This window comes from Sphingomonas dokdonensis, assembly GCF_002197685.1.
GTDB lineage: Bacteria > Pseudomonadota > Alphaproteobacteria > Sphingomonadales > Sphingomonadaceae > Sphingomonas > Sphingomonas dokdonensis.
Window position 1 is genome coordinate 122827 of record NZ_NBBI01000005.1, and the last position, 23766, is coordinate 146592.

At 66.0% G+C, this 23766-nt stretch carries 27 protein-coding genes and 1 tRNA gene; 12 read left to right on the plus strand and 16 right to left on the minus strand.

Going from position 1 to position 23766, the window contains the following annotated elements; genetic code table 11:
* Window positions 1-78 precede the first annotated feature (78 nt).
* A complete protein-coding gene (gene rpsD, locus SPDO_RS13220; protein WP_088367976.1) occupies window positions 79-693 on the minus strand; it encodes a 30S ribosomal protein S4 in 615 nt (204 codons plus the stop codon).
* Between the two features lie 176 nt (window positions 694-869).
* Here rpsD and SPDO_RS13225 point away from each other — a divergent pair, with 176 nt between their 5' ends.
* The 3 genes from SPDO_RS13225 to SPDO_RS13235 all read left to right on the plus strand — a co-directional run bounded on the left by SPDO_RS13225 (window position 870) and on the right by SPDO_RS13235 (window position 4756).
* On the plus strand, window positions 870-1181 hold the full coding sequence (locus SPDO_RS13225) for a chorismate mutase (protein ID WP_088367977.1): 312 nt from the start codon (window positions 870-872) through the stop codon (window positions 1179-1181).
* A 90-nt stretch (window positions 1182-1271) separates the two neighbouring features.
* Window positions 1272-3695, plus strand: coding sequence for a DegT/DnrJ/EryC1/StrS family aminotransferase (locus SPDO_RS13230; protein ID WP_342746679.1), 2424 nt, complete (start codon window positions 1272-1274; stop codon window positions 3693-3695).
* Window positions 3692-4756 (plus strand): glycosyltransferase family 2 protein, encoded by a 1065-nt coding sequence (locus SPDO_RS13235; RefSeq protein WP_245829500.1) that lies wholly within the window; start codon window positions 3692-3694, stop codon window positions 4754-4756. The genes SPDO_RS13230 and SPDO_RS13235 overlap by 4 nt, the downstream gene beginning before the upstream one ends.
* Here the strand turns inward: SPDO_RS13235 and SPDO_RS13240 are convergent.
* Window positions 4738-5442: a murein L,D-transpeptidase catalytic domain family protein gene (locus tag SPDO_RS13240; RefSeq protein ID WP_088367979.1), complete on the minus strand. Its 705-nt coding sequence runs from the start codon at window positions 5440-5442 to the stop codon at window positions 4738-4740. The genes SPDO_RS13235 and SPDO_RS13240 overlap by 19 nt on opposite strands.
* A gap of 208 nt (window positions 5443-5650) precedes the next feature.
* On the opposite strand from SPDO_RS13240, the gene SPDO_RS13245 reads away from it, so the two are divergent.
* Window positions 5651-6283 (plus strand): L,D-transpeptidase family protein, encoded by a 633-nt coding sequence (locus SPDO_RS13245; protein ID WP_425441958.1) that lies wholly within the window; start codon window positions 5651-5653, stop codon window positions 6281-6283.
* Between the two features lie 65 nt (window positions 6284-6348).
* On the opposite strand, the gene SPDO_RS13250 is transcribed toward SPDO_RS13245, so the two are convergent.
* Window positions 6349-7305 carry an isopenicillin N synthase family dioxygenase gene (locus SPDO_RS13250; protein ID WP_088367980.1) on the minus strand — a complete coding sequence of 319 codons (957 nt, stop codon included), beginning with the start codon at window positions 7303-7305 and terminating at the stop codon, window positions 6349-6351.
* Between the two features lie 150 nt (window positions 7306-7455).
* On the opposite strand from SPDO_RS13250, the gene SPDO_RS13255 reads away from it, so the two are divergent.
* Together SPDO_RS13255 and SPDO_RS13260 are read left to right on the plus strand one after the other, a co-directional pair.
* Complete coding sequence (locus SPDO_RS13255) at window positions 7456-7800, plus strand: DNA primase (protein ID WP_088367981.1); 345 nt, start codon at window positions 7456-7458, stop codon at window positions 7798-7800.
* Window positions 7778-8722, plus strand: a complete 945-nt coding sequence (locus SPDO_RS13260) for an MliC family protein (protein WP_088367982.1) — start codon at window positions 7778-7780, stop codon at window positions 8720-8722. Before SPDO_RS13255 ends, SPDO_RS13260 begins: the two co-directional genes overlap by 23 nt.
* A 28-nt stretch (window positions 8723-8750) precedes the next feature.
* On the opposite strand, the gene SPDO_RS13265 is transcribed toward SPDO_RS13260, so the two are convergent.
* From SPDO_RS13265 to SPDO_RS13280, 4 genes are all read right to left on the minus strand, one after another.
* A complete protein-coding gene (locus SPDO_RS13265) occupies window positions 8751-10778 on the minus strand; it encodes a S9 family peptidase (protein WP_088367983.1) in 2028 nt (675 codons plus the stop codon).
* 107 nt (window positions 10779-10885) lie between these two features.
* On the minus strand, window positions 10886-11392 hold the full coding sequence (locus SPDO_RS13270) for a DUF2497 domain-containing protein (protein WP_088368062.1): 507 nt from the start codon (window positions 11390-11392) through the stop codon (window positions 10886-10888).
* Between the two features lie 63 nt (window positions 11393-11455).
* The gene (locus tag SPDO_RS13275; RefSeq protein ID WP_211280085.1) at window positions 11456-12964 is read right to left on the minus strand and encodes a TolC family outer membrane protein; all 1509 of its coding nucleotides are present in this window, start codon (window positions 12962-12964) and stop codon (window positions 11456-11458) included.
* A 14-nt stretch (window positions 12965-12978) separates the two neighbouring features.
* Complete coding sequence (locus SPDO_RS13280) at window positions 12979-13647, minus strand: protein-L-isoaspartate O-methyltransferase family protein (protein ID WP_088367984.1); 669 nt, start codon at window positions 13645-13647, stop codon at window positions 12979-12981.
* Window positions 13648-13791: 144 nt separating this feature from the next.
* Between SPDO_RS13280 and SPDO_RS13285 the strand changes: the two genes are divergently transcribed.
* Window positions 13792-13865, plus strand: a tRNA-Cys gene (locus SPDO_RS13285).
* Between the two features lie 59 nt (window positions 13866-13924).
* On the opposite strand, the gene SPDO_RS13290 is transcribed toward SPDO_RS13285, so the two are convergent.
* A complete protein-coding gene (locus SPDO_RS13290) occupies window positions 13925-14365 on the minus strand; it encodes a (deoxy)nucleoside triphosphate pyrophosphohydrolase (protein ID WP_088367985.1) in 441 nt (146 codons plus the stop codon).
* A gap of 40 nt (window positions 14366-14405) precedes the next feature.
* On the opposite strand from SPDO_RS13290, the gene SPDO_RS13295 reads away from it, so the two are divergent.
* Window positions 14406-14609 carry a Flp family type IVb pilin gene (locus SPDO_RS13295; RefSeq protein WP_088367986.1) on the plus strand — a complete coding sequence of 68 codons (204 nt, stop codon included), beginning with the start codon at window positions 14406-14408 and terminating at the stop codon, window positions 14607-14609.
* Between the two features lie 118 nt (window positions 14610-14727).
* Window positions 14728-14901, plus strand: coding sequence for a Flp family type IVb pilin (locus SPDO_RS13300; protein WP_088367987.1), 174 nt, complete (start codon window positions 14728-14730; stop codon window positions 14899-14901).
* Window positions 14902-14977: 76 nt separating this feature from the next.
* On the opposite strand, the gene SPDO_RS13305 is transcribed toward SPDO_RS13300, so the two are convergent.
* From SPDO_RS13305 to SPDO_RS16970, 4 genes are read right to left on the minus strand one after another with little or no spacing between them, the layout of a single operon-like run.
* Window positions 14978-15931, minus strand: coding sequence for an acetyl-CoA carboxylase carboxyltransferase subunit alpha (locus tag SPDO_RS13305; RefSeq protein WP_088367988.1), 954 nt, complete (start codon window positions 15929-15931; stop codon window positions 14978-14980).
* A 9-nt stretch (window positions 15932-15940) separates the two neighbouring features.
* Window positions 15941-16840 (minus strand): tyrosine-type recombinase/integrase, encoded by a 900-nt coding sequence (locus tag SPDO_RS13310; protein ID WP_088367989.1) that lies wholly within the window; start codon window positions 16838-16840, stop codon window positions 15941-15943.
* Window positions 16841-16842: 2 nt separating this feature from the next.
* The gene (locus tag SPDO_RS13315) at window positions 16843-18606 is read right to left on the minus strand and encodes a hypothetical protein (RefSeq protein ID WP_088367990.1); all 1764 of its coding nucleotides are present in this window, start codon (window positions 18604-18606) and stop codon (window positions 16843-16845) included.
* The gene (locus SPDO_RS16970; protein ID WP_169716265.1) at window positions 18587-18724 is read right to left on the minus strand and encodes a hypothetical protein; all 138 of its coding nucleotides are present in this window, start codon (window positions 18722-18724) and stop codon (window positions 18587-18589) included. Before SPDO_RS16970 ends, SPDO_RS13315 begins: the two co-directional genes overlap by 20 nt.
* 100 nt (window positions 18725-18824) lie before the next feature.
* Here SPDO_RS16970 and SPDO_RS13320 point away from each other — a divergent pair, with 100 nt between their 5' ends.
* The 3 genes from SPDO_RS13320 to SPDO_RS13330 are packed head-to-tail and all read left to right on the plus strand — an operon-like array spanning window position 18825 to window position 20625.
* Entirely contained in the window at window positions 18825-19388 is a 564-nt protein-coding gene (locus tag SPDO_RS13320) for a shikimate kinase (protein ID WP_088367991.1), read from the plus strand.
* Window positions 19385-20485: a 3-dehydroquinate synthase gene (aroB, locus tag SPDO_RS13325; protein ID WP_088367992.1), complete on the plus strand. Its 1101-nt coding sequence runs from the start codon at window positions 19385-19387 to the stop codon at window positions 20483-20485. The genes SPDO_RS13320 and aroB overlap by 4 nt, the downstream gene beginning before the upstream one ends.
* Window positions 20485-20625 carry a DUF2256 domain-containing protein gene (locus tag SPDO_RS13330; protein WP_088367993.1) on the plus strand — a complete coding sequence of 47 codons (141 nt, stop codon included), beginning with the start codon at window positions 20485-20487 and terminating at the stop codon, window positions 20623-20625. The genes aroB and SPDO_RS13330 overlap by 1 nt, the downstream gene beginning before the upstream one ends.
* A gap of 2 nt (window positions 20626-20627) precedes the next feature.
* On the opposite strand, the gene SPDO_RS13335 is transcribed toward SPDO_RS13330, so the two are convergent.
* Genes SPDO_RS13335 through SPDO_RS13350 form a run of 4 tightly spaced genes read right to left on the minus strand, consistent with a single transcriptional unit; the run spans window position 20628 to window position 23690 of the window.
* Window positions 20628-20960 carry a DUF423 domain-containing protein gene (locus tag SPDO_RS13335; RefSeq protein ID WP_169716266.1) on the minus strand — a complete coding sequence of 111 codons (333 nt, stop codon included), beginning with the start codon at window positions 20958-20960 and terminating at the stop codon, window positions 20628-20630.
* Complete coding sequence (locus SPDO_RS13340) at window positions 20957-22711, minus strand: cation:proton antiporter domain-containing protein (protein WP_088367994.1); 1755 nt, start codon at window positions 22709-22711, stop codon at window positions 20957-20959. The genes SPDO_RS13335 and SPDO_RS13340 overlap by 4 nt, the downstream gene beginning before the upstream one ends.
* Window positions 22711-23148, minus strand: coding sequence for an iron-sulfur cluster assembly scaffold protein (locus tag SPDO_RS13345; RefSeq protein WP_088367995.1), 438 nt, complete (start codon window positions 23146-23148; stop codon window positions 22711-22713). The genes SPDO_RS13340 and SPDO_RS13345 overlap by 1 nt, the downstream gene beginning before the upstream one ends.
* Window positions 23145-23690, minus strand: a complete 546-nt coding sequence (locus tag SPDO_RS13350) for a CvpA family protein (protein WP_088367996.1) — start codon at window positions 23688-23690, stop codon at window positions 23145-23147. The genes SPDO_RS13345 and SPDO_RS13350 overlap by 4 nt, the downstream gene beginning before the upstream one ends.
* Between the last annotated feature and the right edge of the window lie 76 nt (window positions 23691-23766).

Sequence of the window (23766 nt, forward strand, 5' to 3'; positions counted from 1 at the left end):
AAAGGGCGGCCCCGCAGGACCGCCCTTTTTCTTCCACCCACCGATTGGTGATGCTCCGGGCAGCGCCGGAGCATCCGATCAGCGGCTGTAGAACTCGACCACCAGGTTCGGCTCCATCTTCACCGGATACGGCACTTCGTCCAGCGTCGGCACGCGGATGAAGGTCACCTTGGTGGTGCCGTCCTGCACGACATAGTCGGGCACGTCGCGCTCGGCGAGGTTCTGCGCCTCGAGCACCAGCGCCATTTCCTGCGCCTTCTTGCCGATGGTGATCTCGTCGTTCACCGCGCAGCGGCGCGACGCGATGTTGCACTTCACGCCGTTCACATAAACGTGGCCGTGGCTGACGAGCTGGCGCGCGGCGAAGATCGTCGGCGCGAACTTGGCGCGATACACGATCATGTCGAGACGACGCTCCAGCAGGCCGATCAGGTTCTGCGAGGTATCGCCCTTCATCCGGGCGGCTTCGTCATAGCAGTGACGGAACTGCTTCTCGGTCACGTCGCCGTAATAGCCCTTCAGCTTCTGCTTGGCGCGCAGCTGGATGCCGAAGTCCGACACCTTGCCCTTGCGGCGCTGGCCGTGCTGGCCGGGGCCATACTCACGCTTGTTGACCGGGCTCTTCGGGCGACCCCAAATGTTCTCGCCCAAACGGCGGTCGAGCTTGTGCTTGGCGCTATGGCGCTTCGACATCGTCTTTCCTTCGATTTGCTAACAACGTTGGTCCCGGTATCGCACCGTCCGTGCTGAGCACGGGCAGGCCGCCTGCTTCACCGGGATGCAGGGGCGATCGCGAAGCGGCGCGCCTAGACGGATGGCCGGCGCAAGTCAAGCTGGACAGCCGCGCGCTGCCCCTTCAAGGCGCGCACATGACGATCCTTCCCGGACCAGAATGCAGCACCATGGCCGAAGTACGCGCCGGCGTCGATCAGGTCGATCGCGAGTTGATCGCGCTGCTGCGCCGCCGCTTCGATTATATGGATGCGGCCGCCCGCATCAAACCTGAAAGAGGCCATGTGCGCGATGAAGCGCGCAAGGCGCAGGTGATAGAGAACGCGTGCAGGCTCGCCGCAGCTTCAGGATTGCCGGAGGGAGCGATCCGGCAGTTGTGGAATGATCTTGTGGAAGCCTCGATCGCCTATGAACTTGAGGAATATGATCGCCGGGTAACCAAGTCTTAGGCCGACTTCAGCCAGAAGCATGAGCGGGAGGGCACACCGTTCATGAACCGCTTGCCGCTGATCACGCCGCATCCACCACGACTTAGCACCTTGACCGAGAGGCTGAGGACGATCGAGGATTCGGGGATCTACAGCAACAATGGACCGGTGCTCCGCGCGTTCGAGGCGGACGCAACTCGCCGCTTGTTTGGTGGCCAGGGCGCCTGCCTCGCCGTCGCCAACGCCACCTTGGGCCTGATGATCGCGCTTCGTGATGCCGTCAGCGATGGCCCGACAGGCCGCTTCGCTCTCATGCCGGCGCTCACCTTTGCCGCCACCGCTCAGGCGGCGTGGTGGGCGGGTCTGACGCCGCTCATCTGCGATGTCGATGCCGACGACTGGAGCATGGCAGCGGACGAGGAGGAGCGGCTCCTTGAGCGCCACGGTGCGCAGATCGCAGCGATCGTGCCCTATGCCACCTTCGGCTTAGGTATCGACCTTGATCGCTATCGCTGGCTGTCGAAACGGTTCGGGGTAGCCGTCGTCGTCGATGCGGCCGCCTCGCTCGGCACCACTGACGCGTCAAACATCGGCTTCGGCGCCGGAGCGCCGTTCCCCGTCGTTTTTTCGATGCACGCGACAAAGCCGTTCGCCACGCAGGAGGGCGGCCTCATCCATTGCGCCGACCCTGACCGCATCGAACGGCTGCGTGCCATGGCGAACTTTGGCTTCACCGCGCCGCGCACGTCGACCCTCCCCGGCCTCAATGCGAAAATGCCCGAGGTCATGGCGCTGGTCGCCCAAGCGCGCCTTGACGATTTCGCGAAGGTTTCCCGCCACCGTGACACGCTGGCCAACGCCTATCGTGACGCGATCATCGGACGCTACACTGCGCAGCCGCGCCGCGCTGGGCGCCAGGCGCTGGGCTTCTTTCCCTTGCTGCTCCCCTCCGAGCGAACCCACGAGCGTGATACAATCATCGCACGGCTGGATCAGGAAGGAATAGGCGCGGGCAAATATTTCAGCCCGCACCTCGGCGAGCAGCCGTGGGTGCGCAGCATCGCGCACATCGAATCGACGCCGGTCGCCGACATGGTCGGCGCGCGCCTCCTGTCGCTGCCGCTTTCCGATACGATGACGACCGATGATGTGGCCCGCGCGGTGGACACGCTGGACCGGATCGTGGCGGTCAAGCCGCGCGCTGCCCAGCTGGCCGCTCCGGCACATGTCGAAACCATGATCATCGGCGGCGGGCCGGCAGGCACGGCGATGCTCACCGCCGCGAGCCGCCACGGCCTGCTGCCCGAGCTGTCGCGCGGCCTCATGATCGTCGAGCGTGACGGTGCGATCGGCGGCGGCCAGCTCGGCCGCTATGCCATCACGTCTGATTCGACGGCGCAAACCTTTCTGAGCGCGATTGAGGGCAACGCCGACCCCGCGATCGCGGCGCTTGCCGATCACCCCGCAGCGCTCGCCGTTGCGCGTCATCGCGCGTCGCTCGGCGTTCCATTGGCAGAGGTCGGCCCGCTGTTGCGCGCCATCGGCGATCGCCTTCATGCCAGCATCACGGCCTGTGGCGGCACGGTGAAGACCGGCACCGAAGCGCTTGGCGCACGGCGCAAGGACGGGCGCTGGCACGTCCGCCTGCGCGACACTGCCACCCATCGCGATGCCGACTATGTCACGGACAATCTTGTCATTGCCACCGGTGGACACCAGCCGCTCGACCGCCTCGTGACGCAGCGGGTCGCCGGCGCATCGCTGGTCGAGATCGCGGCCGACCGGCTGCTGCAATCCGATTCGGTGCTTGCCCGTGGCGGGTTCGAGATGGTCGCCGATCTGCTGGCGGGAAAGCGCGCCCCGCGGATCGCGGTGATCGGCGGCTCGACCAGTGCGCTCACCACCGTCGCGCTTCTATTGCGCGAGCGCCCGGCGCTGCCGTTCGGCGCTGGCGGTATTACGCTATTGCATCGTCGGCCGCTACGTCCCTTCTACCATTCGGTCGAGGCCGCCCATGCCGAAGGGTTCACCGATTTCGGCCCTAATGACATCTGTCCGATCTCCGGCTTTGTCTATCGTCTCGCCGGCTTTCGGCTGGAGGCGCGCGAGTTGGTGCTGCGGATGCTTGGCGTGGACGGGCGCGCGCCCGATCCACGCCTCACGCTTCATCGGGTCGACTGCGATCACGACATGACGGCACGCGCCATCCTGGAACAAGCCGACCTTGTCGTGGCCGCGCTCGGCTACCGTCCTCGCGCCTTGGCGTTGGAGGATGCGGACGGACAGCCGCTGCCACTCGCGGCGCATGGCGGCGCACCGATGGTGGACGATGCCTGCCGCGTTCGCGATGCCGCGGGCGAGCCGCTGCCGGGCGTCTACGGCATCGGCCTTGCCGCCGGCTTCGTTCCTTCAGGCAGGCTGGGCGGGGAGGCGAGCTTCGTCGGGCAGGCGAACGGGCTGTGGCTGTGGCAGAATGACGTCGGCATGATGATCGTCGATCAGCTGCTCGCCGGGCGGGCAAAGGCGGCGGCGTGAACCCGGCGCCCGCCGTCAGCGTCATCATGGCAGCCTATAATGGCGCCGCCCTGCTGCCGGCGACCCTTGCCACGCTGGAGAAGCAGACGTTCAGCGATTTCGAAGTAATCGTCGTCGACGATTGCTCCACGGACGATACGCGCGCCGTCTTGCAAGCGTGGCCCGACCCGCGCGTGCGCATGATCGCGCTTGAGCAGAATGGCGGTCCCGTCCGCGCCCGCAACCACGCCGTCGCGCAGGCACGCGGTCGTTACCTTGCGGCGCTGGATCAGGACGATCTGTGCCTCCCCGATCGGTTCGCGCGGCAGGTCAGCTACCTCAACGGTCACCCTGATACAGTTCTCGTCGCCAGCGCGACCGAAGTCCTGGAGGGCGCACGCCTCCTTCCCTCCCCGCACGTCGCCCACAGCACGCCCGCGCTGCTCCGCTGGCTGCTCAGGATCGAAAACCCGATCGTCTGGTCGTCCGTGATGCTGCGCGCCGATGCGGCGCGGCGTCTCGAGCCGTTCACCCGTCCCGACATTCTCTACGCCGAAGATTTTGATCTTTATCACCGGATGGCTTCGTTGGGCGAGATCGCGCGGATCGACACGCCGCTGCTCGCCTATCGTCGCCACGCCGGCGGCGCCTCGCAGCGCTATGAGGAGAAGATGCTGGCGAGCGCACGCCAGGTGCTGGAATCGGCCTATGCGCCGCTGCTGGGCGAGCAAGCGGAACCCGCCGCCGCGCTCGTGGTGGAGCACCTCATGCATCGCCAGCCAGTGCCGGACCGCGCAGCGCTGGCCACGCTGGGTGCCTATCTGACCACGCTACAGCAAGCCTTCCTCACCGAGCGGACGTGGAGCGCCGCGGACGTCCGGCTGGTCCGCTGGGTCACGGCGCGGCGCTGGGCCGACGTGTCACGCTGCGCGCTGCGCGCCGGCACGCTTACCCTCGCCGACGCCCTGCACGTGCGCCCGCCGCACCTTGGCCTGGGCCACAACGGGCTGGAGGAATTGATGTGGGCGCGACTGATCGGCCGCGCCCGCAACGTCCGGCGGCGTTACACCTTCGCCGCGTAGATCATTCGGCCCTGACCAAGGCGCTCGAACACCTCGGCGAGCTCGCTCTCGCCGACCGCGAAGCAGCCTTGGCTCCGCCCCAGACGTCCACGGCTGCGCACCATGTCGGCATTGGCATACCATGCGCCATGCACGACGATCGCGCGCGACAGCGCATTGTTGTTGGTCGGATCCAGCCCGATCAGCCGCTGCGACTTGCCGTGCTTTCCGACATAATAATTGTCGGCCAGAAACGCCCCCTCGCACGACGCATTCGAGCCATTCAGATTCGAGAAGCGCTGCAAAAACCCGGTATGCCCCGGATCCGACCCGCTGCCGTGCGACACCAGCTTGGACACGCTGTCCCCGCTCACCAGGTCGATGAAGTGGAAACGGCGCTCGGAAGACGATGCCGCAAAATCGGCGATCACGATCCGGTCGCGCAGCTTGATCGCATTGCCATGCCGCTCCATCGCGGCCAGCGCCTGGCGCATCAGTTCGGGGCGCACGACACGTGGTGAAGTGGGCACGACGCGCGGCGCCGGGCGCACAGGCGCCAGAGCAGAGGGCGCCAGCTTCTGCGCCTGCGACTCAGAGGCGCGCATCGCGGCAGACACCGCGTCCGGCAGCACCATCGCGCCGGCCAGCGCGCCAGCAGTCTTCAACAAGCCCCGGCGCGTCGGCGCCGTTTCAGCGAATTTTCCCATCGATTTCAGTATCCCCGTTCCCGGCACGAGAAACCGTATACCAGAAAAAAGGTGAACAATCTCTGCTATTTCCGAGCTGATCGAGGCGCCGCTACCCGTCCACCGCACGCACAATGCGATTCATCGCATGGCACCAAATGATAAAAAGAGCGTTTAGGACTTGACGGCTCGATAATTTCGAGCCCCCACATTGAAAAGGGGTCGCACAATGCGCATGATTCGCGCCACGCTGCACGCTGCCCTCGGACTGGCAGCCATCACATCCATGCCGGCTTTGGCGGAAACGTCAATGCCGATTGGCGTTGAGAACGCGAGCGGCGTCGCGCTGGTAACAGCCGCTGCCAGCCTTACGCCGGGTGAATATCTGTGGGAGCAGGACGTTGCTGCCGGTCCGGTCAGCGTTCTGATCAGCATCCCCGATCAGAAAGCCTACGTCTACCGCGGCGATTCGCTTGTCGCGGTGTCCACCGTTTCGACCGGCAAGGAAGGCAAGGACACGCCCACCGGCGTTTTCCCCATTCTGCAGAAAAAGCAGATGCACCACTCTAATCTCTACAACGACGCGCCTATGCCATTCATGCAACGGCTCACCTGGGACGGGATCGCTATCCACGCGGGCAAGAACCCCGGCTTTCCTGCATCGCATGGCTGCATTCGCGTACCGACCAGCTTCGCCAAGAAACTGTTCGCCGCGACGGAGCTGGGCGCCACGGTGGAGGTAACCGACGCCTCCTACTCGGGCGACATGATCGCGCCGCGCAGCGACGCGCAAATGACGGCCGCGGCGAACAACGCAGCCACGACGCGCAAGGATCTGAATACGTTTCTCGCGAGCCGTTGATCGCGTGATGGTGGCGGCACGTTGAAGAACGGGAGGGCGGAGCGATCGCGCTCCGCCACGGCCGCTTACTTCTTGATCAAGCCGATCTCGACCAAACGCTCATGCAGGTAATCGTGCGCGGTGATCGGCGTCGGATACCGATTCGGATTACTGGACGTGACCGTCTGCGGCAGCGTCTTGATCAGGAAATCCGGCGCCGGATGCAGGAAGAACGGCATCGAATAGCGTGAATGCGCACGCCGCTCGGGTGGCGGATTGACCACTCGATGCGTTGTGGATGGCAGCACATGATTGGTCAGACGCTGCAGCATGTCGCCGACATTCACCACCATCGCGCCTTCCGGCGGCTTGATGGCAAGCCAGTTGCCGGAGTCACGATCCAGCAGTTCAAGGCCCGCCTCTTCAGCGCCGAGCAGCAGCGTGATGAGGTTGATGTCCTCGTGCGCGCCCGCGCGCACGCCTTCGGCGTCCATTGGGATCGGCGGATAGTGCAACAGGCGCAGCACCGAATTGCCATCCTTCACGGCTAGGTCGAACCAATCGGGTGCGAGCCCAAGATCACGGGCGATGGCGGACAACAGCTTGTCGCCGGCCGTGTCAAATGCCCGGAACAGCTCGACGAACGTTTCCTTGAACCCGTCCGGCTGAGCTGGCCAGATGTTGGGCGCCATCTCGCCCGCATACCGGTGGCCAGTCGGCAGTTCGCGCCCAACGTGCCAGAACTCTTTCAGGTCGACGTGCTTGGCGTCCTTGGCGATCTCCGTCTTGAACGGCGTATAGCCGCGCGCGCCACCGGCGCCCTCGACGTAATAGCCGCGCTTGTCCGCGTCAGGCTGCGCGAATAACGCTTCTGTCTGCGCCCAGGCACGCGCGATCAGATCGTCAGGAATGCCGTGATCGGCGACGATGGCAAAGCCGAAGCGGCGGAAGGACCCGCCCAGATCCGCCGCGAATCGATCGGGATCGACCGCCTGATCGGCCAGGCTCAGCGTCGGCACCTTCGCCAACGGGGTATCAAGCATCACTAACGCCTTCGTGGAACAACGGGATCGTCGCTGCATACGCCACGGCCGCTCGCATCGCCAGTAGCCTGCGATGCGGCCAGACGGCACTAAACCGGAACCGCCAGCCCGGTGCATCCGTTCGACCCTGCACGCTTAGGAGGAACAAACATGGGTGGCCATCAGGTAACCAGCCACGGCGCGGACGACCACGGCTATGACGAGGACGGCTACGACGAAAGCCAGCGTGCCGAGATCTTGGAAGCGACGCGCGACGGGCCCGGCGACGGCACGATCATCACCGATCTGGAGCCCGACATCGATCTCGACGACATCGACGACGTGGAGGAAGACGAACTCGTCATGCGCGACGATGAGGTCGCCGAGCAGGACGACGATGCCGTCCAGGACGAGGATGATATCGAGGAAGACGTCGTCCAGGCGGAGCTCGACGACGGGTCGATCGACGATGACGAAGACCTGAACGATCCCGATGACGTTGCGATCAGCAGCTGATCGCCACGTGCTGCTGGGTCTCGGCGCGCTCGCGGGGTTGCTTTGCCCCGCTTGTGCGCCGCGCAAACCGGCAGACGAAGTGAATATCGCCGATGCGGCCCGAACGGCGCGCGACACCATCGGGAATTATGAGCAGAGCGGGGCCGACAACGCTGCGGCGACTGGCGAGCAGTTTCCCGCCACCATGAAAGAAGCGCCTGCGCCGGCCGTGCCCTCAGCCGACTCGACGCCGATTGCGCCAACCGGTTCGCCGCCTACAACCGAAAACGGGGCTGGCGAGCCGGCAGCTAAAGAGAGCGAAGGTGCTGAAGCTGCCGCGCAGGTGCTGCGCACCTATCATCGCCTGATCGCACAACGCAGGTTCGACGATGCCTGGGCGCTGTGGGATCGATCGGGTCAGGCGTCGGGCATGTCGCGCAACTCTTTTGCAGCCAGCTTCGCTAAATACCGTACCTATACCGCCTCAGTAGGCCAGCCGGGGCGGATCGAGGCTGGTGCCGGCCAACGCTATGTCACCATCCCGGTAACGGTCACGGGCACGTTGCGCGGCGGCGATCCCTTTGGACTAACCGGTTCGATGGTGCTGCACCGCGCCGGTCCGATCGACGGCGCTACGGCCGAGCAACGCAGCTGGCGCATTTACCAATCTGACCTGCAGCCCAAGCTGTCGCCCGGCAGCGCAGCAGATCAGATCACCACGCGCTTCGCCTGCGATGACAACACGACCTTTCGTGCGCGCTTCGACAATCGCGCCAACGACGTGGTTCTCGACTTACCTAACGGGCGCGTACGCCTCGCCGGCCAACCCGTCGCATCGGGCATGCACTATGCCGGTGCCGGTTACGACCTGCGCGGCAAGGGCCGTACGGTCACCTTGACACGCCGCGGGACGGCCGACGTGCAATGCCGCGAGGCCAAGTGAGCGCCCGATGGCGGCTGTGCTAGCCGCCTCAGCGCGCCTGCCCCGTCCACTTGTTCATCCAGCCGATCACCTCGCGGTACCATTGCCGCGAATTCTTTGGCTTCAGCACCCAATGGTTCTCGTCGGGAAACACGAGCAGTCGCGAGGGAATGTTACGCCGCTGCAGCGCGGTGAAGGCAGCCAGCCCCTGCGTGTAGGGAATGCGGAAATCCTTCTCACCGGTAATCACCAGTTGCGGCGTCTTCCATTTGGCGACGTAGTTCACCGGGTTCCACTTCTCGAAGGCTTGCGGATCCTCGAAATAGGCCTTGCCGCCATGCTCCCATTCGTCGAACCAGAGCTCCTCCGTCTCATACGCCATCGCACGTGCGTCGAAGACGCCGTCATGCTGCACGATGCACTTGAAGCGATCGGGCCATTGGCCCTCGAACCAGTTCATCATATACCCGCCGTAGGATGCGCCGAGCGCACAGGCATTGTCGCCATCGAGCCAGGTGAATTTGCCGGTCGCGGCGGCGAGTCCCTTCTTCAGGTCCTCGAGCGGCCAGCCGCCCCAATTGTTGCGGATGCTATCGGTAAAGGCTTGGCCGTATCCGGTCGATCCATGGAAATCGACTGCCACCAGGCCATAGCCTGCGCCGGCGAACACCGCCGGATTCCAGCGATACGACCAGCTGTTGTTGCTCGACCCCTGCGGCCCGCCATGCACCATATAGGCAACCGGCACCTTGTCGGTGCTGTTCGCCGGCTTCACGGCATAGCCCCAGACGGTGTCGTTGTTCGCGCCGGTGAAGCTGAAACGCTCCACCGTCGGCATGTCGATCCCGGCGAGCTTGGCGGCGTTCACATCGGTCAGTCGCTGGCGCACGCCCGATTGCGTCACGCGATAATAGTCCGCCGGGGCGGTGAGCGAATCAAGCGCAACAATCGCGCCATTGGGTGTCACCGCCACCGCGCTGACGTGCCCCTGCTGCGTCAGCCGCGTCACCTGACCGGTGCCGGCATCCACACGAAACAACGGCGTCTCCTGCGTATCGTCCGCGGTGACGTACAGCGACTTGGAGTCGCGCGCCCAGGCGATCGAGCCAACCGACCGATCCCACCGCTCAGTCAGCGACACCGTGCGCCCGCTCGCCAGATCGCGCAGCATCAGCACCTGGCGGTCCGCCTCATACCCCGGCCGGCGCATCGCAAACCAGGCCAGCGTGCGGCCGTCGGGTGACACGACCGGCTGATTGTCGGTCGCCTTGTTCTCGGCGGTTAGGTTGACCGGCGCGCTACTGCCGTCGGCCGCCACCGCAAAGATGTCGAGATTGGTCGAGGTCGGCTCGATCCGCCCAGCCTCGCGCATCGCGAAGTAGATCGTCTTACCGTCCGGACTCCACGACACCTCCTCCGCACCGCCGAACGGCTTTGATGGTGTGTCGCCGACCAGGCTGCCGACGATCGCCTGCCCGTTACCCCGCGCACCGGCACTCGTCAGCGGCAGCACGAACAGCTGCGATCGTGTGCCGTCCGCCCACGTATCCCAGTGGCGAACGAACAACTGGTCGTAGGTGCGGCCGGAGCCTGCATCTGCCCGCTTCTTCACCATTGCCGGCTCAAGGCTGGGCGCGCCGGGCCGACGATCCGCCCAGACGACCAGCTTGTCGGCCGTCGGCGCCACCTTGAACCCGTTGAAGCCGCCAGCGAAGTTGGTGAGCTTGCGCGGCGTACCCCCCGTCACCGGCACGGACCAGATCGCGTCGTCAGCACTGAAGTAGACGGTGGTGCCGACGATCTGCGGATCATTTTCATCCATCTGCGGATCGGCGAGCAACTTCTGCGGCGCCGCTCCGGTGCGCGCCAGATCGAGCCGCCATATATCGAACCGCCCACGGTTTGCATCGATGTCTGCCTCACGCTGCGCCCAGACCAGCCAGCGCCCATCTGCGGAAACCGTTGGCGAACCGACACGACTGAGCGTCGTCAGGTCTTCAATGGTGAGCGGTCGCGCCGAGGCCGGTGCCGAGACAAGGGCCAGGGTCATCAGGCTGGCGGAAAGAAGCATCCTCATGCGGCAATGGTAACGCAGATCGTCACCGATGCAACAATCAGCATGTTACCATGTCACCGCAACAGTGGCATGCGGCACGCCGCGGCCGATGCACGGCTATGAAGCGATCAGGACATCCCGCGGGTCAGCTTCGCGATTTCGCGCGCCACGATCGTTTCCACCATGCTGGGCAGGTTCGCGTCCAGCCACTCGCGCAGCATCGGGCGCAGCATTTCGCGGACCAGACCTTCAAGCGTGCCGTCACTCTTGGGCTCGGGTTTCACCAGCAGCTTGGACAATGCATCGATCGCGCCACGGGTCGCCTGCGCGGTCTGCTCGGAAAGCAAGGCCGCCGCAGCATCGGCGTCCTCGTCTTCGTCCCGGAAACGTGGTGGCGTGGGCGCAGGCGCCGCGGACGGGGCGCTTGCGCCGTTAGCGGCAGAACGGCCGGCGCTCGGCGGCATGGGATGGCTCAATTCGAGAACCTCGTCCGGCTCGTCGGCGTCTACGCGACGCTCCTGTTCCGGCGCGGATTCGAGAACGGCGCGCCCCGTCGCGCTACGGCGCGGGCGCGTCGGTCGATCATCACCCTCTTCGGCGATGATCCGTTTGATGGAGGAAAGAATGTCCTCCATCGACGGCTCGGCGCTGACATCCCCCATGCGCGCAGTTCACCCTATCCAGAAAGCCGCCGACGATCAGCGGTTTGGTGCATTCTCACCTGTGGTCAACGCCGGGCTTCTGTCAACCTTGCTGCTGTCGAGCGCCGGGTCGAGCGGACGGTCGACCGTGGCATTCTGAGGCGCTACCGCGCTCGTCGAGGGCGCAATCGCCACAGGAGCGGCGCCATCGCCGAAGTCGGAGAAGCGGTTGCGCACCGCGCGGTAATTCTCGGCGGCGTTGTAGAGCGGCCCACCGTCCAGCCCCAGATCTTCGGCCTCCGCCTGCCCCATCGCCGCGAGCAGCGCGAAGCCGGCGACATAGGCATCGCGGCGCGCGGTCACCAACGTCACCTGGCTGTTCAACAGCTCCTGCTCGGCATTGAGGATATCGAGGATCGTGCGATTGCCGACGCTGTTCTCGGCGCGCACGCCTTCGAGGCTGAGGCGATTGGCCGCAACCGCCTGCTCGGACGAAGCGATCACCTGCAACGAGGAACGATAGATGGCGAATGCCGATCGGGCGGATGCAATCACCTGACGCTCGGCCGCCGTGGCATTCTCGATCGACTGCTCGCGCGTCGCCCGCGTCTGCCGCACCAGCGCGGCGGGTCGCCCCCCCTGGAACAACGGTAGGCTGACGTTCAGCCCGATGCCCGCGGAGGTACCCGACTGCCCTACACCCAGCCCCGTGCCGCTCCCTAGCGAGCCGAGATAATTCACGTAATTGCCGGTCGCGCCGACACCCAGCCGAGGCAGCCGGCTCGCCTGCGCCACCCGCACGTCGAATGCAGTCGCATCGCGCTGCTTCAGCGCGGCAAGCAGCGTCGGATTGTCGCGCAGCGCCACGCCGACCGCCCCGTCCGCGCTTTGCGGCAGATTGGGCAGCGGCGGCGGCGTGGCCAGATCGCCCGGCGCGTCACCGACCAACCGGACGTAATTTTCACGACTGCCGATCAGCGTCGCCTGCACGCGTTGCAACTGCGCCCGCGCAAGGCTTAGCCGCGCCTCGGACTGCGCAACGTCGGTTCGCGTCAAATCGCCGACCTCGAAACGGTCGCGGCTTGCCTGCAGGTTCGTTTCCAGCACGCGAACATTCTGCTGGTTCAGCCCGACGATCGCCTCGTCCCGGATCACGTCATTGTACGCGGCCACCACTTCGGAAAAGAGCGAAGCTTCCGTGCCGCGAAGGTTGTACTGGCCCGCCTCGACCCGCGTTTCGGCTGCACGCACCGAATTGCGCACCGCGCCGCCGGAAAAGAACGGCACGTTGAGCGCGAGCTGCGCCTGCGCGAGCTTCTCCGGCGTGGTGAAGGAATTGCCGCTGCGCAGGTAGTTTTCGGTTACGCCGCCGTTGGTGCTGAGCGTCGGCCGCCCCGCCGCCTTGGCGAGCGGCACATTCTCGTCGACCGCCCGCAGCTGCGCGCGGCTCGCCGTGATGGTCGGGTTCTCGCGATAAGCCCGCGCCAGTGCCTCTCGCAGTGTGTCGGCCTGCGCAGGCGATGCACTCAAGGCGACGATCAGGGAAAGGGCAGCGACGCGTTTCATTGCGACTCTTTTTGTTAGAACGTGAAGCGAGCCGGCTGGGCGAAGCCTGGCAGCAGACAGCAATTGATGTCGGCGAAATCGATCATGGCGAAGCCGCCGTCGCTGCGCCGCCCGCTTGCCAGCCGCGTGACGCCCTTGTCGTTGATGCCGCCGACGATGCGCCCGTTCGGTCGCACCTGCGCCACCAGCGCGTTGGGCAGATGCTCGACCGCACCGTCGATGATCATGACGTCATACGGGCCGCCCTCGGCATGACCGCGTTCGAGCGGTGCTTCGACAATGGCGATCCGCTCGTTCCGGCCGAGGATGGTTCGTGCCTGCGCCACAAGCGCCGGGTCAACCTCCACCGCCACCACCGACGCGACCAGTTCGGCCAGCACCGCAGCCGTGTAACCCGTGGCCGCACCGATCAGGAGCACGCGGTCGCTCAATCGCAGCCGAGCCTCGGTCAGCAGCCGCCCGGTCGCGATCGGCAGGTTCAGCGATCGCCCGCCACCCAGCGCCACCAGATCGTCACGATAAGCGAACGGCGCCTTTGCCGCGTCCACGAACGCCTCGCGCGGCACCGTGGCCATCGCGCCGACCACCCGCGCATCCGACACGGCATTGGTGCGAAGCTGGCTCGCCACCATGGCGGTCCGCATGGCGGCAAAGTCGGGTTGGCGTTCCATCGTCATCGTCATCTCGTCACCTGTCGCACGACTGTTTTATTGTGGCAATACACTTGTGGTCCAGAGTGGCGCTTTATCGCGCCGAGCCATCACCGCCAACGTAGAAACTTGACACGCCCGCTCTGTCGCCGCATCTGCCCGCCTCGCTCGCATCGAGGCCCGATGGCGGAGTGGTGACGCAGAGGACTGCAAATCCTTGCACCCGGGTTCGATTCCCGGTCGGGCCTCCACCTTGAGTGACGGCGATGGCGGTGCCCGCTTGTGGCTGGTGGCCCGATCGGATGCCCTATTATCCGCTCTGCTGATCGAGCAGCGCCCGGGCAAGCACGTCCACAAGGGGCAGGTCGGCTGGCGGCATGGGCAGGTCGCGAAGCGATTCGCTGCTGACCCAGCGTATCGCATCGGCGGCCGTCGGGCTCAGTTCTCCCGTCCACGCCTCCACGATGTACAGCAGCAAGGTCAGGTGGCGCCCTGCGGCTTCTTCGGTCGTGAACGACAGCGGCCGGACTGCCACAGGCGAAACGCCGATCTGCAGTTCTTCACGCAATTCGCGTACCAGCGCCGCTTCGGGTGTTTCGCCGCGCTCCACCTTTCCACCCGGAAACTCCCACAAGCCGCCATGCTGCTTGCCTGCCGGGCGCTGCTGCACGAGGACCTGTCCGTCCCGGTCGACCAACGCTGCCGCAACCACCAGAATAATCAGCGTTTCGGGTTTCCCCGCGATGCTCATGTCGACCTTTCGTTAAGCCTGCTGTGCGATCAACGGGCGCATGGACCGAGCTTATGCCGCGATCAAATCGGTGATTGCCACTTGGCACGCGCTTGTGCGCGACGATCGCGGCGCAACGGCGGTCGAATATGGCTTGATCGTCGCGCTGATCGTGATCGCGACCATGGCCAGCATCAGCAACGTCGCCGACATCACGATCGCTATGTGGAACAATGTCAGCGAGCGCGTTGTCCACGCGCGCTGAGCGCGAGCGATCGACCTTAAATGTTTTTCAACCCGTCTCTGCGATTGACGAAAACACCGGAGCGGGGATCACCCAAGCCGGTCGGGTGACTGAAGCGTTTTATTATCGGAGATCGAACATGCAGAAGATGCGCGCATTTATCAAGGATTCCAAGGGCGCCACCGCCATCGAGTACGGCCTGATCGCCGCGCTGATCGCCGTGGCAGCCATCACGGCGATGGGCACGCTGGGCAACCAGCTGTCGACCACGTTCAACACCGTTTCGACGAAGATGAACACCAACGTTCGTTAATCGTCGGTGAGCCGGCACATCGTGCCGGCTCCGCCAGAACAAGGCGGCGCGCTTCGGTTCGCCGCCTTTTCTTTTGTCAGCTGAGCGCTCGCCCCATCGCGAGGAACTTCTCCCGCCGCTGCCGCCGCAGCGCATCGGCATCCATCGATGAAAGCTCGCCCAGCGCACCTTCGATCGCATCGCCTAGTGCGCCGATCGCTGCCGACGGGCTGCGGTGCGCACCGCCCAGCGGCTCGGGAACGATCGTGTCGATCACCCCCAGCGCCTTCAGATCCTGCGCCGTCACCTTCATCGCCTCGGCCGCTTCCGCCGCCTTGTCCGCGGTGCGCCACAAGATGGAGGCGCAACCCTCCGGCGAGATCACCGAATACACCGCATGCTCGAACATCAGTACGCGATTGCCGCTGGCCAGCGCGATCGCGCCGCCCGACCCGCCTTCGCCAACGACCGCCGATACCAGCGGCACACCGGCGGCAAGGCAGGCTTCGGTCGAACGAGCAATCGCTTCGGCCTGCCCCCGCTCCTCGGCCTGCAAGCCGGGGAACGCGCCGGAGGTGTCCACCAGCGTCACCATCGGCAGGCCGAACCGATCCGCCAGTGACATCAAGCGGACCGCCTTGCGATAGCCCTCGGGCTTGCCCATGCCGAAATTGTGCTTGAGACGGCTGGCGGTATCGTCGCCCTTTTCGTGGCCCATCACCAGCACGCGGCGCCCGCGGAAGGTGGCAAAGCCGCCGATGATCGCCTGGTCGTCACCAAAGGCGCGATCCCCTGCCAACGGCACGAACTCGTCGAACAAGCCCGCGACATAATGCTTGAAATGCGGCCGCTCGGGATGCCGCGCGACCTGCGTCTTCTGCCAGGGCGTCAGCTTGGCAAAGGTATCGCGCAACATGCGATCGGACTTTGCTTGCAGCTTCGCCACCTCAGCTGCAATATCCACCCCGCCTTCGGCGCCGGTGTCGCGCAGTTCGTCGATCCGCGCCTTGAGTTCCGCAATCGGCTTTTCAAAATCGAGAAATGTCGGCATCGTGCGCAGCTAGGCGCGCGGCTTGGCCACGTCAACGAGGGGGTGGCGCTCGTTCACCAGTGTCACCAGTCGGGCGCGATCCACATGAGTGTAGATTTCGGTGGTGGCGATATCCGCATGGCCCAGCATCGCCTGCAATGCGCGCAGATCCGCCCCGCCCTCCAGCAGATGCGTGGCAAAGGCATGCCGCAGGACGTGCGGGCTGATCCGGTCGGGCGGAATGTCGGCTTCCGCTCCCAGCGCGCGAATGATCTGGAACAGGCGAACCCGCGACATATGCGCCTTGCCGGACGGAAACAGCCACGGCGATTCGGACGGCACATGCCCGCGCCACACGGCAGTTGCCGCCCGCGCACGATCGGACAGCGGCACCAGCCGCTCCTTTCCGCCCTTTCCTTTCAGGATCAGAAAAGGGCGATCGGGGTGAATGGCATTGCGGGGCAGCGACACCAGCTCGGTAGCGCGCAGCCCGGATCCGTACAGCAACTCCAGCAGCGCCGCGTTGCGTAGATCGGCCGGCAACACCTGCGCTCGGTCCAATCGTGACGCCACGACTGCGAACAAGCGCCCGACATCGTCATGGCTCAGCGTCTTGGGCAGCGGCCGGTGCGTCCCCGGCTTGGGCAGCGCCTGGCCCGGATCGTCGGAACGCAGCCCTTCTTCGTGAAGAAAAACCAAGAAGCGCCGAACCGCCGCCGACTTTCGCGCAACGGTCGCGCGCGCCAGCCCGGCCCATTCGTCACCCAAACGCGCAATCGCCGCTGTATCTGCCTCGGCAAGCCCTCCCTCTAAAGCCGCGGAGGCGAGCAGAAGGTCGCTGCGGTACGCCGCGATCGTGTTGCGCGCGGCGCCGGCCTGCGCCGCCATCATCTCGAGAAAGCGATCGATAAGGGCCGCATCGCCCGTCATGATCAGATGCGCGACAGCGCCTCGGCGGCGATCATACGTGCTTCTCCGCCGAGCCCCACCGCGCGCAACGCGGCCACGATCCGATACAATGTCGCCGGTGGCACCTGTCGCCAGCTTGGCGCCTGCATGCCGATGCCGGCGAGCAGAAGCACCGTTGCGGGCTGCCGCTCGTTCACCGCGCGATCGAGCGCCCGGGTCCAGCTGTTCGCCGCGCCGATCGGGACTGAGAGCGCCTCTGCGCCGCTTTCGATCTCTTGCGGTGAAAGCCGGCCCAGCCCCGCTAGCCCGGCAAACAGCAGCTTGCGCTTCGCGTCCGTTTCACCCGCACCGGCATAGGAGGCCACGGCATTGTACGATACGCGGGTCGTCGCATCGGGATCGGATAGTTCCAGCAACGCCCAGGCATCGCTGCCTTCCTCAACCTGACCGCGCCAGCGCTGCGCCGTGCGGTCCAGCCCGGCGGACAGCATCGCCGCCACGATCCGGTCGGCCTGCGGCTTGCCGTCGGTCGGCCGCACGCGTGCGGCGGCGCGCGCCGTCAGGATCAGCCGCGCATAGCGCGCCTGTGACGTCTCCACGCCGTCCCACAGCTGCGTCAGCGCGCGCAGCCGCGTCGCGACATCGGCACCCACATAAGCAGCGCGCAGATCCGAGGCGATGGCACCAAGCGTGGATGGCGTGTCCTCCGCTGCATCCAGCGCGGCATAAAGGTCCACCAAGGCGGCATTGGAGACTACGCCCATCGCGGCGGCGGTCTCCGCCGCATTCGCGCGATCGCCGATCGGGATTGCCGGTGCCAGCGCCCGCCATCCGGTGACCTGTGGGCCCACCGTGCGATACAATTCGTCGGGAATAGCAACGCCAGTGGCGGTCGCGAGGCCGAACCGCCACGTCGTCAGCTGCACCACCGGATCCCACTCAATGGTTACCGCCTGGCGGCTGTTCAGCCCCGCACCGATCACCTTTTGCGCCAGCGCCAGATCGATGCCGCTGGCGATCCGCTTGCGGCGGGCAGCGTCGATCAGCGGCTTGGCGCCTCCCTCGGCGTTGACCAATGCCGCGCACATCGCACGCGCCAGGATCCAGGCGCGCTCGCTGTCGCCAGCACCGTCCGTCAGGGGGCACAGGCCGGCCGGGTCGCCCGTCGCCAGCATCGCCTGCATGGCAACCTGCCGGTACTTGGGCGTGGCGTCCGCGGTGTCGACGCTCTGAAGGACGCTGCGCGCTGCCACCGATTCGCCCATGCGCAGCAGCAGCCAGCCGCGCTCTGCCGCAAAGTCGGCGCCATCCAGCCCGGCGGGCGTGTCCACGCGCGAAAGAAGCGCGCGGCGCAGCGCGATCGATAACCAGCGCGACGGCAACGGCGCGGAAAGCCGGCGCATTAGGCCTTCGAGATAGCCGCCGTCGGCCGAGCCGAAGGCATTGGCCGGCACACCACCCTCGCCAAGGCCGATCGGCCCCACGCGCGCCAGCGATCGCCGCGCGAACAGCGGCATCTCATATTGCGCCAGCTCTTCGTCGCTCGGCGGCGTCGGCGTTGGCGTCGGACTGGGCGACGGCTCCACCGCCGGCAGATCGAGTGGTGCGCTTGGCAGGGGCTGCACCACCGCACCGCTGGGCCGTGCAGCGGGCGGCGGCGCAACGGGCTCACCGAAGCCGGGTGGCAACAGCGATTCGGGTGCCTGGGCGTTTTGGGCGACCGCAGCAGCGGCCAGGGAAGCGGCGGCGGCGAGCGCCGCGATCAACCTAGCTCGCGAGGTTGCCAAGCTCGACCGCCTTTTCGACCTGCGTGGTAGGCTGCTCCGTTGCACTTCCCGCTAGGAAGAACAGCGCGCCCACCACGACCACCAACAGCACAACCAGCGTGACGATCAAACGCGACATGTTTCAACCCTGCACGGCGCGGGAGCAAACCCGCGCTTCTAAACACAAACTACCGAGCCTTGTGCCCGGGGCGCCGACGCGCTGTATAGCCCTCGAACTCATGTTGCAAAGCCCCACCACTTCTACGCGCGATAGCAAGAGCCGCTGGCAGCGCGAGCCGATCGTGCTCGTCGGCCTGATGGGCGTCGGCAAATCAACGGTCGGCAAGCGGCTCGCACACCGGCTCGGGCTACCCTTTGTTGATGCCGACAACGAGATCGAAGAAGCCGCTGGCATGTCGATCGCGGACATCTTTGCGCAATTTGGCGAGCCTTATTTCCGGGACGGCGAGCGGCGTGTCATCCAGCGGCTGATCGATGGCCGCCCTAAAGTGATCGCGACCGGCGGCGGTGCCTTCGTCAACGATGCGACGCGCGCCCTTATCCTGTCCGACGCGCTAGCGATCTGGCTCGACGCCGATATCGAGGTGCTGGTGGAGCGCGTCCGTCGGCGCGACACCCGTCCGCTGCTGCGCGGCAAGGATCCCGCGACGGTGCTGCGCGAGCTCGCCGCAGTCCGTAATCCGCTCTACGCCCAGGCGCATATCCGCGTGCCCAGCAACAATGCGCCGCACGAGGCAACGGTTCGTGCCATCCTCAACGCGATCGGGTACGGGGCCTCATGACGATTGTTCCGGTGGCGCTTGGTGCGCGCAGCTATGACGTGGTGATCGAAGCGGGCCTTCTTGCCACGGCAGGCGATATCCTGGCGCCGCTATCGCGCGGGCGGCCGATGCCGATCGTGGCCGACGCCAATGTCGCGCCGCATCTGGAGACACTGCGCGGCTCGCTCAATGCGGCCGGCGTGTCCACCGAGACGATCATTATTCCCGCTGGTGAGAACTCGAAAAGCTGGGCGACGCTTGAGCAGCTGACCGATCGGCTGCTTGCGCTCGGCGTCGAGCGCGGTGACCATGTCATCGCGCTCGGGGGCGGGGTGATCGGCGATCTGGTCGGTTTCGCCACCGCCATTCTGAAGCGGGGCTGCGGCTTCGTCCAGGTGCCCACGACCTTGCTGGCGCAGGTCGATTCCTCGGTGGGCGGCAAGACGGGCATCAACGCGCGCGCCGGCAAGAACCTGATCGGCGCCTTTCATCAGCCCAAGATCGTTTTGATCGATCCCCGCGTGCTCGACACGCTGCCGCTCCGCCAGCTGCGCGCCGGCTATGCCGAGGTGGTGAAATACGGGCTGATCGATGACGCCACCTTTTTCGCCTGGTGCGAGGAACATGGCCCGGCGCTGCTCGCGGGCGACGCGGCGGCACGCGAATATGCCATCGCGCATTCGGTACGCGCCAAGGCCCGGATCGTCGGCGAGGACGAGTTCGAGACCACGGGGCGCCGGGCATTGCTGAACCTCGGGCACACCTTCGGCCATGCGCTGGAGGCCGAGGCCGGATTTTCGGACCGGCTGCTCCACGGCGAGGCAGTCGCCGCCGGCTGTGCGCTGGCGTTCGGCTATTCGGTGGCGCACGGCCTGTGCCCGATGGAAGACGCGATTCGCGTCGCGGCGCACTGGCAGGCGGCGGGGCTGCCCAACGGCTTGTCGGCGGCCGGCATCTCCGCCCCGGCCGAGCGGCTCGTCGACCATATGCGGCATGACAAAAAGGCGAGCGGCGGCCAGATTCCGTTCCTGCTCGCGCATGGCATCGGCCAAACGTATCTCGACAAGCAGGTGTCGCTTGACGACGTTCAGCGCTTCCTGGCGATCCAGCCGAACTGATGCCCAGCGGCGTCGCCAAAGGAAATCTGCCGACAAAGGTCTGCCCGGCCTGCCAGCGGCCGTTCACCTGGCGCAAGAAATGGGCGCGCGACTGGGATCAGGTGATCTACTGCTCCGACGCTTGCCGTCGCAAACGCTAGGGTCAGCCGCGGGCGGCCAGCCAGGCGAGCCATAGCCAGCCACCGATCAGCAGCGTGCCGCCGATCGGGGTGATTGCGCCAAACCAGCGTGGCGCGCCCAGCGCCATCAGGTACAAGGTACCAGCAAACAGCGCGCCGCCCGCCAGAAACAGCCACGCCGGTCCGCGCGCCTCCAGCCGGAGCGCGACCAGCACCGCAACGGCGTGGATCAGCTGATACTGCCCCCCGGTGCGCAGCCATTCCGCGGCCTGCCCGCTTGCGCCATGCGCGCCAAAAGCGCCGGCGCCGACCGCAAGCGCGCCCGACAAGGCGCCCAGCATCATCAGCCAGTTCATCGGTCGTTCCCCCATGGCTGCTGCGCCGCCACGATCGCGCGGGCGGCGCGAATATCGTTGGCTTCCAGCTGGATGCGCAGCCGCTCCTTGTCGCGCGCGCGATACATGTCCTCCGCACGGTCGATCTCGGCACGGTCGATACCCAGGCCCTCCATCGCGGCACGCGCCATCTTGACCGCCGATTCAAGCACTTCGCGCACCACCAGCCGCGCAGGCCCGTTCTTCAGTTTGATCAGCCCGCGGCGATCAAACGCCCGGACGTAAATGGCCGCGCGGGGAAACGCCTCGTGCACCGCCTCGACCACATCGGCCGTCACCTGCTCGCCGTCGGTGCAGAACAGGATCATTTCGGCCTCCGCCGCGCCCGCCTGACGCAGCAGGTCCAATCGCGTGCCGTCGCCATAATAAACCTTGGCGCCAAACTCTCCGGCGACATCAATCATCTCGATATCGGTGTCGATCAGCGTCACGGGGATGTCCTGCGCGAGCAGCATCTGCCCCACGGTCTGGCCGAAGCGACCATAGCCAACGATCAACGCATTGGCGCCATCCGCCTTCGGGCCTTCGCGCTCTCCCGGCACGATCGGCGTTTCACGGAACCGACGGGTGAGCGTCATGAGAAACGGCGTGGTCGCCATCGACAGCGTGATAATGGCGCCGAACAAGGACGCGGCCTCTGGCGCGATCAGATAAGCGTTGGTCGCCTGGGCGAACAGCACGAAGCCGAACTCGCCGCCCTGGCTCAGCAGTACGCCCAGCGCGAGCGCCGCGCGCCACGACATGCGAAAGGCAAGGCCGATCAGGAAGATCACCAGCGTCTTGGTCGCGATCAACGCCAGCGCCATGGAAAGCACGAACAGCGGCCGTTCGGCGATCGCCGTCAGGTTCAGCATCATGCCGATGGTGAGAAAGAACAAACCGAGCAGGATCGAGCGGAACGGATCCACATCGGCCTCCAGTTCGTGCCGATAGGGGCTGTCGGCCAGCATCACGCCGGCAATGAACGCACCCAACGCGGTCGAAAGCCCAAGCGCCTCCATCAGCGCCGCGCTGGCGATCACGGTGAACAACGCGGCAAAGACGAACATTTCGCGCTCGCCCATGTTGCCGATGCCGCGGAACAGCGGCCGCAACACGAAGCGGCCAGCCGCGATCAGGCCGACCACCGCCGCCAGCGTGTACAACACCAGCACCCATCCCGGCGGGCCGGCGGCGTCGGCAGGATTGCGGCTCATCGCGGCGATGATGGTGATCAGCGGGATGATCGACAGATCCTGGAACAACAGGATCGAGAAGGCGCGTTCTCCGAAGGGGGTGCGCAGGCGACCCGAGGATTGCAGCATCGGCAGCACCTGGGCCGTCGACGACAGCGCGAGCGGCAGTCCGAGCGCCAGTGCGGCGGGGATGGAGAAATGCGCAAAGATCGCGATGATCGCGGTCACCGCGATGCCGCAGGCCACGACCTGCAGCAGCCCGAGCCCGAAGATATCCTCCTTCAGCCGCCACAATCGCCCGGGGTTCAGCTCGAGCCCAACGATAAAGAGCAGCAAGGTTATGCCGAGTTCGGCGACGCCAAGCTTCGCTTCGGCATCGCCGATCAGCCCCAGCACCTGCGGGCCGACGACCGCACCCGCCACCAGGAACCCCAGCGTGGCACCGAGGCCCAGCCGGCGGAACAACAGCACGAAGCCAAGGCCGGCGCCGAGCAGGATCACGCCGTCTCGAAGCAGCGATCCTGTGGCATGCTCCATCAGTGTTCCCCTGCGCCGCGCTGCGCCTGTTCGGCTGCCTCAGCCGCGGCCTCGAAGGCGAGACGAATGGAGGCATGGCGGGCGTGATAATCGAGCGCCGGCGTCAGCACGTCGAGCCCCGGCCAGTCCGGCAGACCACCCTCACGTGCCAGCCAGGCCGACAGCGCATCGCGCGCATCGGCCAATTCGGTCGGCGTACGGCCGATCACGTTGGCGGCGAGCAGCGACGACGAAGCCTGGCCGAGCGCACAGGCGCGTACCAGCATCCCCGCCTCGCTGACCCGGCCGTCCGATCCGAGGTTCACATCCACGGTCACGCGGCTGCCGCAGATCGGCGAGCGCCGCTCGCTGCTGCCCTGCGGATCGGCGAGCCGCTCGTCGATTGGATTGTCGGTCGCGAGCCGCAAGATCGCGTCATTGTACAGCGTGTCGCTCATGCCGGCTGCTTTCCCTTTGGTGCCGGCCCGAATACGGGCTCACCGCGGCGCCGGCGATCGATAAAGTCCGCGATCGCATTGGTGGTGACGTTCAGCAGCGGGTACGTCCGCGCCTCCTTGATCCAGGCCGGGCGATTGGCCGGCCCGCCGCCGATCGTGTCGAGCACCAGCACCACCAGCAAAAAGGCAAGACTGGCGATGATCAGGCCCTTGAGCGCGCCAAAGCCAAAGCCCAACGCGCGATCCACCGGGCCAAGCACCGATTTGCGGACCCGCTCTCCCATGGCGCGCGCCACCATGCGCCCGACGATATAGGTGACGCCGCACAGCAGCACGAAGGCGAGCGTCGCCGCGCCCGATGCCGTGCCGATCGTGCCCGTCAACGCTTTCGAGAGCGGCAGGTGAAACAGCTTCACGGCGAAGATCATCGCGACCCAGGCGAAGAGCGCCAGCACCTCCGTCACAAAGCCGCGCTTGAGGCCAAGCAACGCGCTGCCGCCGACGACGGTGAGTACCGCGATATCAAGTCCGTTGAGGTTCATTGTCGCCGATCTAGGCCATGACGGTGATGATGAGAACAGGGCGCGCGTGGCGCATCGCTACATGGCGACGATCTGT

Bases quoted from the DNA above. Each gene is read 5' to 3' on its own strand.
- rpsD (WP_088367976.1), bottom strand. From the start codon at position 693: ATGTCGAAGCGCCATAGCGCCAAGCACAAGCTCGACCGCCGTTTGGGC.
- SPDO_RS13225 (WP_088367977.1), top strand. From the start codon at position 870: ATGACGATCCTTCCCGGACCAGAATGCAGCACCATGGCCGAAGTACGC.
- SPDO_RS13240 (WP_088367979.1), bottom strand. From the start codon at position 5,442: ATGGGAAAATTCGCTGAAACGGCGCCGACGCGCCGGGGCTTGTTGAAG.
- SPDO_RS13245 (WP_425441958.1), top strand. From the start codon at position 5,651: ATGCGCATGATTCGCGCCACGCTGCACGCTGCCCTCGGACTGGCAGCC.
- SPDO_RS13250 (WP_088367980.1), bottom strand. From the start codon at position 7,305: ATGCTTGATACCCCGTTGGCGAAGGTGCCGACGCTGAGCCTGGCCGAT.
- SPDO_RS13255 (WP_088367981.1), top strand. From the start codon at position 7,456: ATGGGTGGCCATCAGGTAACCAGCCACGGCGCGGACGACCACGGCTAT.
- SPDO_RS13260 (WP_088367982.1), top strand. From the start codon at position 7,778: ATGACGTTGCGATCAGCAGCTGATCGCCACGTGCTGCTGGGTCTCGGC.
- SPDO_RS13265 (WP_088367983.1), bottom strand. From the start codon at position 10,778: ATGAGGATGCTTCTTTCCGCCAGCCTGATGACCCTGGCCCTTGTCTCG.
- SPDO_RS13270 (WP_088368062.1), bottom strand. From the start codon at position 11,392: ATGGAGGACATTCTTTCCTCCATCAAACGGATCATCGCCGAAGAGGGT.
- SPDO_RS13275 (WP_211280085.1), bottom strand. From the start codon at position 12,964: ATGAAACGCGTCGCTGCCCTTTCCCTGATCGTCGCCTTGAGTGCATCG.
- SPDO_RS13280 (WP_088367984.1), bottom strand. From the start codon at position 13,647: ATGACGATGACGATGGAACGCCAACCCGACTTTGCCGCCATGCGGACC.
- SPDO_RS13290 (WP_088367985.1), bottom strand. From the start codon at position 14,365: ATGAGCATCGCGGGGAAACCCGAAACGCTGATTATTCTGGTGGTTGCG.
- SPDO_RS13295 (WP_088367986.1), top strand. From the start codon at position 14,406: ATGGACCGAGCTTATGCCGCGATCAAATCGGTGATTGCCACTTGGCAC.
- SPDO_RS13300 (WP_088367987.1), top strand. From the start codon at position 14,728: ATGCAGAAGATGCGCGCATTTATCAAGGATTCCAAGGGCGCCACCGCC.
- SPDO_RS13305 (WP_088367988.1), bottom strand. From the start codon at position 15,931: ATGCCGACATTTCTCGATTTTGAAAAGCCGATTGCGGAACTCAAGGCG.
- SPDO_RS13310 (WP_088367989.1), bottom strand. From the start codon at position 16,840: ATGACGGGCGATGCGGCCCTTATCGATCGCTTTCTCGAGATGATGGCG.
- SPDO_RS16970 (WP_169716265.1), bottom strand. From the start codon at position 18,724: ATGTCGCGTTTGATCGTCACGCTGGTTGTGCTGTTGGTGGTCGTGGTG.
- SPDO_RS13320 (WP_088367991.1), top strand. From the start codon at position 18,825: ATGTTGCAAAGCCCCACCACTTCTACGCGCGATAGCAAGAGCCGCTGG.
- aroB (WP_088367992.1), top strand. From the start codon at position 19,385: ATGACGATTGTTCCGGTGGCGCTTGGTGCGCGCAGCTATGACGTGGTG.
- SPDO_RS13330 (WP_088367993.1), top strand. From the start codon at position 20,485: ATGCCCAGCGGCGTCGCCAAAGGAAATCTGCCGACAAAGGTCTGCCCG.
- SPDO_RS13335 (WP_169716266.1), bottom strand. From the start codon at position 20,960: ATGAACTGGCTGATGATGCTGGGCGCCTTGTCGGGCGCGCTTGCGGTC.
- SPDO_RS13340 (WP_088367994.1), bottom strand. From the start codon at position 22,711: ATGGAGCATGCCACAGGATCGCTGCTTCGAGACGGCGTGATCCTGCTC.
- SPDO_RS13345 (WP_088367995.1), bottom strand. From the start codon at position 23,148: ATGAGCGACACGCTGTACAATGACGCGATCTTGCGGCTCGCGACCGAC.
- SPDO_RS13350 (WP_088367996.1), bottom strand. From the start codon at position 23,690: ATGAACCTCAACGGACTTGATATCGCGGTACTCACCGTCGTCGGCGGC.